This window comes from Fulvivirga sp. M361 (assembly GCF_007097395.1).
Classification (GTDB): domain Bacteria; phylum Bacteroidota; class Bacteroidia; order Cytophagales; family Cyclobacteriaceae; genus Fulvivirga.
The window spans coordinates 46,997-60,682 of the sequence record NZ_VKDC01000029.1 but is presented as its reverse complement, the minus strand read 5'-3'; the positions used below and the strand labels follow the sequence as shown (position 1 = coordinate 60,682).

General features: G+C 42.4%; 13 protein-coding genes. 7 read left to right on the top strand and 6 right to left on the bottom strand.

The features are described from left to right. The first annotated feature begins 68 nt into the window (after positions 1-68). Complete coding sequence (locus FNH22_RS24035; protein WP_143401002.1) at positions 69-518, top strand: hypothetical protein; 450 nt, start codon at positions 69-71, stop codon at positions 516-518. Between the two features lie 259 nt (positions 519-777). Here FNH22_RS24035 and murF read toward each other — a convergent pair whose 3' ends face one another. Further along, positions 778-2,058 (bottom strand): UDP-N-acetylmuramoyl-tripeptide--D-alanyl-D-alanine ligase, encoded by a 1,281-nt coding sequence (gene murF / locus FNH22_RS24030; RefSeq protein WP_143401000.1) that lies wholly within the window; start codon positions 2,056-2,058, stop codon positions 778-780. A 165-nt stretch (positions 2,059-2,223) separates the two neighbouring features. Here murF and FNH22_RS24025 point away from each other — a divergent pair, with 165 nt between their 5' ends. Together FNH22_RS24025 and FNH22_RS24020 are read left to right on the top strand one after the other, a co-directional pair. After that, entirely contained in the window at positions 2,224-4,440 is a 2,217-nt protein-coding gene (locus FNH22_RS24025; RefSeq protein ID WP_143400999.1) for an FG-GAP-like repeat-containing protein, read from the top strand. Beyond that, entirely contained in the window at positions 4,437-4,832 is a 396-nt protein-coding gene (locus FNH22_RS24020; protein WP_143400998.1) for a hypothetical protein, read from the top strand. Before FNH22_RS24025 ends, FNH22_RS24020 begins: the two co-directional genes overlap by 4 nt. A 135-nt stretch (positions 4,833-4,967) precedes the next feature. Here FNH22_RS24020 and FNH22_RS24015 read toward each other — a convergent pair whose 3' ends face one another. The 5 genes from FNH22_RS24015 to FNH22_RS23995 all read right to left on the bottom strand — a co-directional run bounded on the left by FNH22_RS24015 (position 4,968) and on the right by FNH22_RS23995 (position 8,888). Continuing rightward, on the bottom strand, positions 4,968-5,771 hold the full coding sequence (locus FNH22_RS24015) for an amidohydrolase (RefSeq protein WP_143400997.1): 804 nt from the start codon (positions 5,769-5,771) through the stop codon (positions 4,968-4,970). After that, positions 5,753-6,850: a methionine aminotransferase gene (locus tag FNH22_RS24010; RefSeq protein WP_255518148.1), complete on the bottom strand. Its 1,098-nt coding sequence runs from the start codon at positions 6,848-6,850 to the stop codon at positions 5,753-5,755. The genes FNH22_RS24015 and FNH22_RS24010 overlap by 19 nt, the downstream gene beginning before the upstream one ends. Before the next feature lie 149 nt (positions 6,851-6,999). Next, a complete protein-coding gene (gene def / locus FNH22_RS24005) occupies positions 7,000-7,560 on the bottom strand; it encodes a peptide deformylase (RefSeq protein WP_143400995.1) in 561 nt (186 codons plus the stop codon). A gap of 164 nt (positions 7,561-7,724) precedes the next feature. Beyond that, positions 7,725-8,138, bottom strand: a complete 414-nt coding sequence (ruvX, locus tag FNH22_RS24000) for a Holliday junction resolvase RuvX (protein WP_143400994.1) — start codon at positions 8,136-8,138, stop codon at positions 7,725-7,727. Then, entirely contained in the window at positions 8,139-8,888 is a 750-nt protein-coding gene (locus tag FNH22_RS23995; RefSeq protein ID WP_255518147.1) for a hemerythrin domain-containing protein, read from the bottom strand. It abuts the gene before it with no gap. A gap of 184 nt (positions 8,889-9,072) precedes the next feature. Between FNH22_RS23995 and FNH22_RS23990 the strand changes: the two genes are divergently transcribed. From FNH22_RS23990 to FNH22_RS23975, 4 genes are all read left to right on the top strand, one after another. Next, positions 9,073-10,704, top strand: a complete 1,632-nt coding sequence (locus tag FNH22_RS23990) for a S41 family peptidase (protein WP_143400993.1) — start codon at positions 9,073-9,075, stop codon at positions 10,702-10,704. Position 10,705: 1 nt separating this feature from the next. Continuing rightward, on the top strand, positions 10,706-11,863 hold the full coding sequence (locus tag FNH22_RS23985; RefSeq protein ID WP_143400992.1) for a homogentisate 1,2-dioxygenase: 1,158 nt from the start codon (positions 10,706-10,708) through the stop codon (positions 11,861-11,863). 41 nt (positions 11,864-11,904) lie between these two features. Continuing rightward, the gene (rmuC, locus tag FNH22_RS23980) at positions 11,905-13,209 is read left to right on the top strand and encodes a DNA recombination protein RmuC (protein WP_143400991.1); all 1,305 of its coding nucleotides are present in this window, start codon (positions 11,905-11,907) and stop codon (positions 13,207-13,209) included. Between the two features lie 98 nt (positions 13,210-13,307). After that, on the top strand, positions 13,308-13,685 hold the full coding sequence (locus FNH22_RS23975) for a co-chaperone GroES family protein (protein WP_143400990.1): 378 nt from the start codon (positions 13,308-13,310) through the stop codon (positions 13,683-13,685). Position 13,686: the final 1 nt, after the last annotated feature.

The window sequence follows — 13,686 nt, the reverse complement described above, 5'->3', positions numbered from 1 at the left end:
GGCTCAAAACGTTATGCATATGTGGTATATCAAAAGACCACCTAAAGGCCATTAAATGATCAATGAGTATGAAGCGCATAATGAGACGTGTGGTATATTTCTTATCGATTTTCATCGTTGCTACAGCATGCAGTGATAACCTACAGCAGGACCAATTACCGCCGGCTACCTTTAATGAGATCATTATTGATCTGAATTTACCCCAATACCGGGACCTGGCAAGTGACGGGGGCTATGAAAGTATTGCCAATGGAGTGGCAGGCATTATTATTTACCGGGAAAACGCTTCTACTTATCATGCCATAGAACAAAATTGCACTTATCTCCCCTTCGAAGCGGGTTCATCTGTTTTTGTGGATAAGAATAATCCTATCTTACTGAGAGATGCTACTTGCGGGTCTATCTTTAATTTACCGGATGTATTCCCGTCAAGAGGCCCTGCAGTGATCCCTCTCAGAAAATACAAAACGATTTTGACCGGGCGTACTTTGACTATTATAAACGAGCAGATCAACTAACCCTTGCACCATACTTTCTACCGTACAATCAATCGGCGGGCTGTTTTTCTACAATCTTACCCGGGCCTGATAAGGTTGTTACACAAAGCCTCGCAAAGTAGCACAAAGGTTCACAAAGTGAGGAGACACCGTCTTTGTGTAACTCGGTGAGGCTTTGTGTAACTTAGTGGCATAGCAAAAACCGATCGTACGATCAAAAGTGATTGATTTATCGGAAATAATAGGGTGTCTTAGTCTTAGCCCTATGGCGGAAATAAGATTAAAGATGATCCACCACCTGTTCCAACCCAATACTGCGTGAAGCCTTAATAAGTATCAGGCTGTCCTTTATCGGATGAGTTTGTAAATGCTCCATTAACCCCTTCCTGTCATTAAAGTAAAAACTATCCGCTACCTCTTCATGCGTGATCCTTACAAATTCACCACACAGGAAAACAGTATCTGGTTTCATATCATTAAGTATATGCCCAAGATTTCGGTGCTCTTTATCACAGTCTTCACCCAGTTCCATCATATCGCCAAGTACAACCACTTTCCTTTGTGCATTTTGCAATGACAAATTTTCCAATGCAGCGGCCATCGAATCAGGATTGGCATTGTATGCATCCAGAATAATCGTATTACTCCCGCGCTCGATAATCTGCGACCTCATATTCTGAGGTGAATAGTTGGCAATAGCGGTAGCCATAGCTGCAGGAGTAACCTCAAAATACTTCCCTATCGCCATAGCTGAAGCAATATTGTCAAAATTGTATTTACCGGTAAGCTGTGTTTGGATCAAGTCACCTTCTTCGTTTTTCACTTTGAGGAAGGGCTCCACACCTACCAGTTCGCAATGGTAATAATCTCCATTATCGGGATACATCAACGGAGCTTCAAAGCGTTTGGCCATGTTAGAAAGCTCATGGCTATGTGAGTTGATCCATACTACTCCATTACATTGTATCAGGTGTTGATACAGCTCACTTTTACCTCTGATCACCCCCTCAATCCCCCCAAATCCCTCCAGGTGGGCCTTCCCAATATTAGTGATCAATCCGTGACTGGGTTTGGCAATAGAACTTAATAATGCAATTTCGCCCACATGATTAGCGCCCATTTCTACAATAGCCATTTCATGCTCAGGCTTAATAGAAAGAATGGTCAGTGGTACACCTATATGGTTATTTAAATTACCATGGGTGGCCACGGTAAGGTACCGCGTAGAAAGCACAACATTTATGAGTTCTTTGGTAGTTGTTTTTCCATTGGAGCCTGTCAACCCGATTACCGGTATTTTTAATTGATCCCTGTGGTGCCTTGCCAGATCCTGCAGCGCTTTAAGCACGTCTTCCACCAGAAAATACCTGTCATCTTTCACGACGGACGGATCATCTACCACAGCCAGGGCAGCCCCCTTGTATAAAGCTTCAGCAGCAAACGCATTAGCATCAAAATTGGGGCCTTTTAAAGCGAAGAAAACAGACCCTTTGGCAATCCTTCTGGTATCCGTACAAACCTCCGGGTGATCAAGGAAATGTTGGTATAGTGCAGCTATCATAAGATATAATGTTCTCAAACAAAGATATGCCAACCCGTCAAATATTCGGATAATATCTTCCTTTCAATAATAATAACACAGATGACATCCATAAGTAGCAAAAAGATAGTACTTTCATGAACCTCCATAGCATTCACTTCGTTACATTAGGATATTTTAATTTGTATGATATACCGACACATCTTCTGGTGGTGCTTTTTGATCATTTCTTTTCCTACTCTGACGCTGGCACAGGTGTATCAACTGGATCAGTCCGTAAGCGTTAAACGTTTAGATAAAACATTATTTAAATTCCCCTGGGTCGGAGGGTTAAATTCCAGCCAGTATAGTACGCTGGATGTAAACGGTGATAAGGTAGAAGATCTCATGGTTTTCGAGCGTACCTCCGGGAAAATACATATTTTCATCAATGAGAACGACAATTATACTTACGCTCCGTATTATGCCAGCCTGTTTCCCGAGGATATACGAAGTTGGATATTACTCCGGGATTTCAATTGTGATGGCTTAAAAGACATTTTCACAAGTGATCCGTTGGGTATTCGTGTGTATACCAACGTTAGTGACGATGAGGGCTTGAAATGGCGGCTTTTCAATGACAGGGGGCCTCAATCCCCTTTGTTGACCAAAGGTTTCTCGGACATCCCCCTTAATCTCCAAATGAATGCTTCGGACATTCCATCCATTACTGATGTAGACGGTGACGGTGATCTGGATGTATTAAGTTTCAGATTTTCCGGGGCTTCTACCGTAGAATTTCATAAAAACCTGTCTATGGAGCGAACAGGCACCTGTGACTCATTACAACTGGAAAGAGATACACAAGCCTGGGGTGATTTTGAACAATGCCTGTGTGATGATATTGCCCTGAACGGAGCAGATTGTGCTCCTATAGGAGGCCGTATTCAACACCAGGGAGGGAAAGCATTGCTTACATTAGACCTGGACAATGACGGAGACCACGATGCTGTACTCGGAGAAGAAACCTGTTTTGGACTTGCAGCGGTATTCAATGGAGGAACCGCTTCCAACGCAGAGATGGTATCCGTTTCCGTCAACTTCCCAAATAGCACGAATCCGGCACTGCCTATTATGTTCCCTGCGTCCTATTTCGAAGACCTCGATTTTGATGGCATCAAAGATATACTGGTTTCTCCTAACGTTCCGGCCAATATTGGCAGTAGCATTGATTTCGCTAACTCCAATTGGTTTTATAAAAATACCGGCACCAATACAAATCCGGACTTTCAATTCATCCAAAGGGATTTTCTTCAGGGTGAGATGCTTGATTTCGGCGAAAATGCAGCGCCGACTTTTTTTGACTATGACGGTGACGGTGACCTGGACTTGTTCATAGGCAATAACTCAGACCCAACCCAGGGGTTTCGTTCCACCTTAAGACTTTTTGAAAATACCGGGCGGGCGGATGCTCCATCTTTTGAACTGATCAATGAAGATTTTCTATTCCTTTCGGCGCTGAACTATCGTAACCTCAAACCGAATTTTGCCGATCTCAATAACGATGGGCGAACAGACCTTGTGTTCAGTGCGACCAGCTTATCCAGTGGCACCACGTCATTACTCTATCTGCTAAATAGATCTGAGACTGGGTTGGATTTAGACCTCAATCAGGGAATCGGGTTCCTTTTTTCCATTGGCTCAGGGTTAATAGGTGAAAATGTCAACGTAATAGACATTGACAAAGACGGTGAAAAAGACTTACTGATCGGAAGAGGAACCGGTAGATTAGAATATTATAGAAATGCCGGTACATTTGAATCTCCAAATTTCATATTAGAAGATCAAACATTTTATAACCGGGAAGTAAGTCCTTTCACCATAGATGCTTCGGTAGATTTTGGCGACCTGGATGGGGACGGCACATTGGACATGGTGATCGGAGACGGCCGGGGTAATCTCAATTATTACGCGGACTTTCTTTCTAACCTGGAAAACCCGCTGGATGGAGTACCTCTGGTAATTCAAGAACAGGAAGGCCAGGAGCCTACGCTTTTAAATTTTGGCACTAAACTTATTCCCAGAGTTGCTAACATCTTCAACGAAGACAAACCAGCCGTAGTACTTGGTACAGGACAGGGTGGGCTAGTGTTATTAAGAAATACCGGGGCCAGCTTAGAACCCCTGCCGGGAGAAACGGTCAGGATCTTTCCAAACCCGGTGATTAACAAAGATGTGGTGACCATCGTGTCACGGGCAAATGTAAGTGCCTTCGTAGTCTCATTGACCGGACAAGTGGTTATGGAAAATATCTCACTCCAGGCAGAGCAACAAAACCGTCTGTCCATAAAACAGTTATCTGATGGACTGTATATCCTGGTCACCAGTGATGGCGGCTCATTTCGATTCATAGTGGACAAATGATAAAGCTTTTTCTTTCACTTCATATTGTAGAAGATCGGTTAGCATTTAACCCTCCCCTCCCGGTAGAAAAAAATATCTCCTGTTTTGACCTGGATAACTACTCTGATGACCTGGTAACGAATACAGCCATTCAAGCCGTTGATCAGGCTGAGAAGGTCGTAGTTTTTATTACCTCTTCCTCTCCTAACAGCAAGCTAGGCAGTGTATTGAAGTTACTGAATGTACTGGTCCGCAATAAACGTCAAAAATTACTCATCTATAATGGTTCACATCCTATGCTGGATAAAATGTTAGGTATGTTCCGGGATAGTGAGGTATACAGAGACTTGAATGACACAGAGGTCCGGCACAGAACGTCTGCTTTTCTAGATCAGGATTATGCTAATAATTAAATAAGCAGGCAGCAGGTAAAGTTTTATGACATTTTTGCCTACTGCCTATTGCTGACCGGTCGAGAACTTCCCGTTATTTTGATCATCAATGATGATTGAAAATCAAAGACAATGCTGACATAACAATAGTAAAGATCAAGGCATTATTTTGAACTTATCCGCATCCAGATAGGTGGGGAATTTCTCGCGAAAACGCGTCAGGTAATTCTTTGATAAGGATACCGTATGTACTACCTCCACCTCTTGAAAATTACATAAATCGTTGCCTTTGGGATCTACCACTTGAGAATAACCGTTGTAAGCTATGTTGTTTCCGTCTTCACCCACACGGTTTACTCCTACAGTAAAACAGAGGTTTTCAAGCGCTCTTGCCTTGAGTAAAGTATCCCAGGCATTCACACGGGCGGCAGGCCAATTGGCTACATAGATCAATACATCATATTCCAACGGGTTTGCAGCATCCGAAGAAAAATTGCGACTCCAGACCGGAAATCTCAAGTCATAACAAATCAAAGGACATACTTTCCAGCCCTTCCATTCGCATACTACCCGTTGCTGGCCTGAATTGAACTGCTCATCCTCCTTCGCCATACGAAATAAATGGCGCTTATCATACACCTGGAACTCGCCATCCGGCTGCATCCAGATAAGCCGGTTGTAATATTGGTCTTTGTCCCGCACTATGAAACTGCCTGTCACCACTGCCTTGGTTTGGGCTGCCATTTGCTTCATCCATTTAAACGTCGTCAAATTCATAGGCTCAGACAACTGTTCAACTTCCATCGAAAAACCTGTATTGAACATTTCCGGGAGCACTATTAAGTCTGTACCTCCCTCTATTTGCCATATCTTTTCCTCCAGCATGGCCAGGTTAGCTCCTATATTTTGCCAGTGAAGACGTGTTTGTATTAATGTGACGTTCAGATCCTGATCCTGCATAATATCTCTGCGGCTTTAATAAGTGTTTCTTCTTGTTTGGCAAAACAAAAACGTAGCAATTTATGATCTGTATTATCGTGATAAAATACGGAAATAGGAATAGAGGCCAGTCCATACTTTCTGGTTAAATATTCTGCCATCTCCTGATCACCTTTATCATTCATCCCATCATAGGAGAGCAATTGAAAATAGGTTCCTGAGCTAACCAAAGGCCTCCAGTCAGCCTCCTCAAGTAATGCCAGAAAGGAATCCCTTTTCTGCTCATAAAACCTCGCAAGGCTATCATAATTCTTTTTATGTTGTAAGTATTGCCCCAATGCATGCTGAACAGGAGTACTTACACTGAACGTAACGAATTGGTGTATCTTTCTTATCTCAGCAGTCAACGCCTCAGAGGCTACCAGGTAGCCTACTTTCCAACCTGTGGCGTGAAATGTTTTTCCAAAAGAAGAAATAGCCACACTTCGCTTCCTCATCGCTTCAAACTTCAATACACTTTGATGTGTTTTCTCATCAAAAATAATATGTTCATAAACCTCATCGCTGATCACAAGAAGGTTATGTTCTTCAGCCAGTCCTTGTAAGACTATCATATCTTCTTCCGGTAATGTACTTCCCGTTGGATTATGAGGTGTGTTAATGATGATCAGACGGGTTTTACCTGAAATAGTATCCCGAACCTGCTGCCAGTCAATCCGAAAATCCGGATAGGTTAAATTCAGATGAACAGGTATACCTCCTGCTAAACGAATGACCGGATCATAGCTGTCGTAAGAAGGGTCAAATAGTATCACCTCTTCTCCGGGGTGAAGTAACGCCATTATACTCCCAAAAAGGGCTTCTGTAGCTCCGGAAGTGACCGTAATCTCTGTTTCTGCATTAGGTTGATAACCATAGCGATCAGCAGTCATCTTACTGATTACCTGCCTCAGCCAGGGAAGGCCTGCCATAGGAGCATATTGGTTATGCCCTTGTTTCATAGCGTTATCCACCAAAGCGATCAGTTCAGGAGAAACCTCAAAGTCAGGAAAGCCCTGCGATAAGTTAATCGCACCATGATCAGCAGCCAGTTTTGACATGACTGTAAATATATTGGTACCTATGCCCGGAAGTTTAGAGGCTGAATGAATAGTTGATAAGTATTTTAGTAGTGTTTTTGATCATTCCTGACTTACATACTCATTGCGATTGAGTACGCAAATCTTATAGAAGCTCGTGCTTACCAGGATCAAAGGCTTTTTTTTGCCGGCAAAGCCACACGATAATCTACACTCATTTTACCTTTTGAGATGTTCTGCAGTTTGCCCTTTAGCATGCGCCGTTTAAACGGAGTCAAATGATCTGTGAACAGTATTCCTTCAATGTGATCATATTCGTGCTGAATAATACGCGCCTTCATACCATCAAATTCCTCCTCATGCTCATTCCAGTCCACATCAAAATACCGAATACGTAATTTCGCATTTCTCAGCACCTCTTCACGTATGTTAGGTATGCTAAGGCACCCTTCCTCAAAAGGCCACTCTTCCCCGGTTTCTTCCAATATTTCAGGGTTAATGAACACCTTCACGAAATCTTCCATTTCCTTTTCTTCCATGGGCCGGCCATCCACAACGAACATACGAATGCTTTTGCCAATCTGTGGTGCAGCCAGCCCTATGCCATGTGCACCTTCCATGGTCTCAAACATATCTACGCTGAGTTGCTTGACATCAATTTCTCCCGGTGTGATGTCTACCGCCCTTTTCTTCAACACAGGGTCACCATATACTACAATCGGATATATCATATTCTTATGTCGTGCTACGTTGCAAAATAGGTATTATTTGCCCAGAATGTAAAGCTTTTCGTTTAGGACCTACGAGAAGAAACCTTAAAATGGCATGTTCGGGTACTTCCGGCAGCACTTACGCGGTCAGGTTTAGTCTCATTCTAAAAATGTTTGTATCTGGTCTATCGATTTTGATCTAAAAAGGATTGCAAGATAATGGTAGCGCTCAGTTTATCCACATTGGCTTTATTCCGACGATCTTTCTTTTTCACACCAGCCGCAAGCATGGTATCAAATGCCATTTTACTGGTAAAACGTTCATCCACCTGCACGATCGGGATAGCAGGCAACACATGTTCCAGAGACTGGATGACCTTTTTTACAGGTACAGTAGCGTGTGTATCACGGTTCTGCAGATCTTTGGGCATGCCTATTACGATAGTTTCTACAGCCTCTTCAACGCAATATCGTTTGAGGAAATCAAGTAATGTTTTTGTATCAACTGTATCCAACGGCGTAGCTATGATCTGCAAGGGATCAGTCACGGCCACACCCGTTCTTTTTATGCCATAGTCCAACGCGAGAATACGGCCCAATTAATTCAGCGTGATTTTAGACTTTATCGTTTTTTTTACGTCTTGTTCAAGCATCAGCGCTTTAGGGAAAAGTATTTCATTTTCTACTCGCGCGTGGGTAACAAGCTCTTGTTCGAGTGCCTGAAGCTCTGCATACACCACACGGATATGAAGTGGATCAGAAGGTGATGTTTTATAATTATCTGTGATCTTACGAATACCTCTCATTTCATCATCGTGTTCCTCATGCTCTACTGCATACTTATGCAAGGAGTGCTTTTCCATTTTTTGATAGATCTTCGTAACGTTTTCCTTACCCAAAGCACACCTGCATAACATACGAATGTAAGTAAATAGTGTGTCTTCTTCCATATAAATGTGATGGATGAAATCTTCTACGAACATCGGAAAGACCAGCTTAAGGTCTTTGGCAATACCATTATACCTGTGGTCATCAGGCTCGAAACTCTCAATAAGCTGCGTAATGTAGGGTAATTTACGCTTAATAAAAACGTAATGCGTATGCCGAAGGTATTCAAGAATCAGATCTATAGGAAAAGCAGTCAGTTCAATATCTTCATCGCACCGGGTACTTTTCTCCAATTCTTTGATCACCAATGACGTATTTAATCCCTTTTCAAGACATACCTGCTCTAAGGTCTTTTCAGAATAATTGTAAAAATAAATGCCAAAGTAATACAGCACCGAAGCGCTCACATAATTGTGATCTACAATGTCCGTAATTTTTTGGGTGTTCAGGTTACCTTGCATACTTCTTTGCTATACTACGTAAATATACAAAATGATTCTCGAAGAATCATCGAAAAATAACAGTCGAAAGCCTTTAAAAGTAATCTAACAATTGACACCGCACCATCGTTTAAGAGGTATTATTTAACTAAATTAGTGAGTTATATCTTTTGTTATACTATTATATTAATAAAGAAGAGGACTAGTGAAAGAATATAGAAACAGCAATTATCATATCCGCATTCCCATCATCCTGGCAGTAGGTATCGCCGCAGGCATCCTGATCGGAGCCACTTTTACGGATCATCCTACTGTTATTCAAAATGACCTCAGTAAGAGCATGCAAAAATTCAAAGAGGTGCTTACGCTGATAGACCGAAATTATGTAGATGAAGTGAATACGGATGAATTAGTAGAAGGGGCCATCGAACATATGCTTACGAACCTTGACCCTCATAGCGCCTATATACCCGCAGAGGACAAAATCCGGGCTAATGAGGACCTGCAAGGTAATTTTGAAGGGATAGGGATTGAATTCAATATTTTTAAAGATACCATAGTAGTAGTATCACCCTTGAGCGGAGGCCCAAGCGAGGCAGTAGGGATGCAGTCAGGCGACCAGATCATTTATGTGGATGACGAAAATGTAGCAGGTGTAGGATTTACTAACAGAGATGTACAAAAGCATCTCAAAGGCCCGAAAGGTAGTGAAGTAAAAGTAACGGTAAAACGAAGAGGTCAACCTGAGCCTATTGTTTTTAACATTATCCGTGATAAAATTCCCCAACACTCCGTGGATGTGAGTTATATGGTAGACAAAGAGATTGGCTACATCAAAGTAAGTCGATTTTCTGCTACCACTTACGAAGAGTTCAAAATGGAACTCAAAGAATTGAAGAACAACGGAATGAAAAAGCTGATATTAGATCTTCAAGGCAACCCGGGAGGTTATATGAACCATGCCATCAACATGGCCGATGAGTTTTTACCGGACGATCAAAAGATCGTGTACACACTTGGCAAGCAGAAAAGGTTTAACTCACAGGCCAATGCAGAAAGAAAAGGCCTTTTTGAAAAAGGAGATCTTATTGTTTTGGTCAATGAAGGCAGCGCATCAGCATCTGAAATTGTCACCGGTGCGCTGCAAGACAATGACAGGGCCCTCGTGGTGGGCCGGAGATCATTTGGTAAGGGGCTCGTACAGGCGCCGATGGATTTGACGGACGGTTCCGAACTCCGTCTGACCATCTCCAGGTACTATACCCCAAGTGGCCGCTCCATCCAAAAACCATACAATAAAAGAACGGATTATGCCAGTGATATTGCCGAACGATTTAATCATGGAGAGTTCTTCAGCGCGGATAGCGTGAAATTCAATGATTCTTTGAGATACGAGACATCGAGTGGGAGAGCTGTTTATGGTGGCGGTGGTATTATGCCTGATTATTTTGTTCCTTTGGACACTACATTTAACTCTATCTATTTAAACAGGCTGTTCACCAGTAATTCCGTACAGGAGTATACCTTCAAGTATGTAGGTGAAAATAAGGAAAAGCTCAGCGGTATGTCTTATGATCAATTCTACTCAAAATTTACAATAACGGACGCTATGCTCAAAGCCCTGGCGAAAATAGGTGACATAAATGGAGTAACACCTGACTACGCCGATATGGAAGAAAACAAAGAACTCTTTCAGCTGCATGTAAAAGCCCAGGTAGCACGACAGGTTTGGGATAACGCAGGTTTTTATCCTATTTTTAATAAGACCAACGAGATCCTTCAGCAAGCTGTTAAGTTGTTTGACAAAGCTCAGCAGCTGGATCGAAGCAAAATGTAGTATGTATTACCATAAGCTAGGCCAACTACCTCCCAAAAGACACATCCAGTTCAGGCAGCCGGATGATAGCCTGTATAAAGAAGAATTAGTGAGTTCCAGGGGTTTTTCCGGTATATATTCCAACCTATATCATATCTATGCTCCCACAAAGATCAAAGGACTGGACGGATCGGTGCGATTTGGTAGCGAGATCGTGAGTCAATATGAGTTAAAACAAACTCACCTGGATACCTCGAAAATCGGTATCACCGGCAAGGACTATCTCACAGCGCGAAAAGAACTCCTGAAAAATAATGATGTAACGCTCTCTCTATGTATTCCTGAAATCAGGGACATGGAATACTATTATAAAAATGCCGAAGGAGATGAGGTGATCTACCTGCACGACGGATCAGGCTATCTCTATTCACAATTTGGCAAACTGGAAGTAAAAAAAGGAGATTATGTGGTTATCCCTCGTACAGTTATCTACAGGTTTGAGTTCAAAGAAGGTCCATTAAAACTGTTAATAGTAGAATCCGCGTCACCCATTGAAACTCCCAAAAGGTATCGCAACGAGCTGGGTCAGCTATTGGAGCACGCACCTTTTTGCGAGCGGGACATACGTCCACCTTCGGAATTGGTAACCGAAACAGACCTTGGAGAGTATCCAATGAAGATCAAAAAACAAGGCTATTTACATCATTATGTTTACGAACATAGTCCTTTTGACCTGGTGGGCTGGGATGGATATTTATGGCCATATGCTTTTTCAATCCACGATTTCGAACCCATTACAGGACGCATCCATCAGCCTCCTCCTGTACATCAAACTTTTCAGGCACATAATTTTGTGATCTGTTCGTTTGTTCCAAGGCTCTTTGATTACCATCCTTTGGCTATCCCGGCTCCATACAATCATTCTAACATTGATTCGGATGAGGTATTGTATTATGCGGAAGGGGACTTCATGAGTCGTAAAGGCATTGACCGCGGATCATTTACCTTGCATCCCGGAGGTATTCCACATGGCCCGCACCCGGGTACAGTAGAAAAAAGTATTGGTGCTAAAGAGACCCATGAACTGGCTGTAATGGTAGATACATTTAAACCACTGTTCCTCACCCAGGACGCGCTGGAGTTTGTGGATGAACACTACCCTATGAGCTGGACCCACTAATGGTTTCGCTTTTTTAAGTATTTCCTTGATCTTTGATGCTTATGGAGATCATTTTTTTACTCGCAGGATTAATAGTAGGCGGAATAGCCGCATGGTTTGCAGCCAGAAACAAGTTTCAGGGTGAGTCACAGGAGTATAAAACACAACTAGAAGTAGAGAAAGACCGTGCAGGGCAATTAAAAACAGATCTGGACGGTGTGAAACAGAAGTTAGAAAAAGAGAGGGGGTCAATACTACAGCTTAATAACACCCTGGCCACCACTGAAGCCGACTACCGGAACCTTCAGGAAAAATTAGCAGATCAAAAGCAGGAAGTTGAAAAACTGCGTGAAAAATTTTCCCTGGAGTTTAAAAATCTGGCCAACGAGATATTTGAGGAGAAAAGTAAAAAATTTACCGATCAAAATAAGGTAAATCTTTCTGAGCTACTCAATCCGCTGAAAGAACGCATCACAGAATTTGAGAAAAAAGTAGAAACCAATAGCAAGGAAAGCCTGGAGCAAAGCACTGCATTGAGAGAGCAACTTAAAGGGTTGAAAGAACTCAATCAGCAGATGACCAAAGAAGCTGAAAACCTCACCAAAGCCCTTAAAGGGGATACCAAAGCGCAAGGTAGCTGGGGGGAGTTTATCCTGGAAAGTATCCTGGAAAAATCCGGACTGGAAAAAGGCAGGGAGTATATGGTGCAGGAGTCATTTACAAACGAAGAAGGGCGCAGGCTTCAGCCGGATGTAATCGTGCACCTGCCGGATAATAAAAATATAGTGATCGACTCAAAAGTATCCCTGATAGGCTATGAACGATACGTAAATGCAGAAGGTGAAGACAAAGAGGTGAACTTAAAAGCCCATATTCTATCCATAAGAAGCCATATTAAAGGGCTCCATGAGAAAAACTACCAACAACTTCACGGTGTAAAAGGGTTGGATTTTGTGCTAATGTTTATTCCTATCGAACCGGCGTTCAGCCTGGCCGTGCAAATGGATAGTGAGCTTTTTAATGATGCATATGAAAAAAACATAGTCATTGTCAGCCCTACCACCTTGATTGCTACACTACGTACCATTTCCAACATCTGGAAAAATGAATATCAAAGCCAGAATGCTCTGGAAATTGCGCGGCAAGGAGGCAATCTATATGACAAGTTTGTCGCTTTTACGGAAGACCTCGTAAAAGTGGGAAACAGTCTGGACGGCACACAACGTATCTATCGTGAAGCCATGAAAAAACTTTATGAAGGTAAGGGCAACCTGGTGAACCGGGCCCAAACGATCAAAGATCTCGGAGCAAAGGCCAGTAAATCATTGGACCAGAAGCTATTGGACAGGGCAAATGATGAAGCCTGAAAAACTAATTTCAGTTTAACGATACGATCCGGTTTCAAGAAATCTTTTTTAGATATATCAAAACCATTCTAATCTTTACCTTTGCTAAAATTTAGTGCATGAGGATTACAGCAGACAATAAACTAAAAAAACTGATCCTGGTAGGAGACCGGGTTTTGATCAAGCCGAAAAAAGAAACTGAAAGAACAAGCCGCGGCTTGTTTTTACCTCCGGGAGTGCAGGAGAAAGAGAAGATACAGAGCGGCTACATCATAAAAACCGGCCCCGGGTACCCTCTCCCCTTACCGTCTGATGAAGATGAAATATGGAAAGGTAAAGAAGAACAGATCAAATACATTCCATTACAAGCGGAAGAAGGTGACCTGGCTATTTTTCTTCAGAAAGGAGCTATAGAAGTAGTATATGAAGAAGAAAAATATTTCATTGTGCCACAGGCTTCGATCCTTATGCTGGAAAGAGAAGACGACTTAATATAAT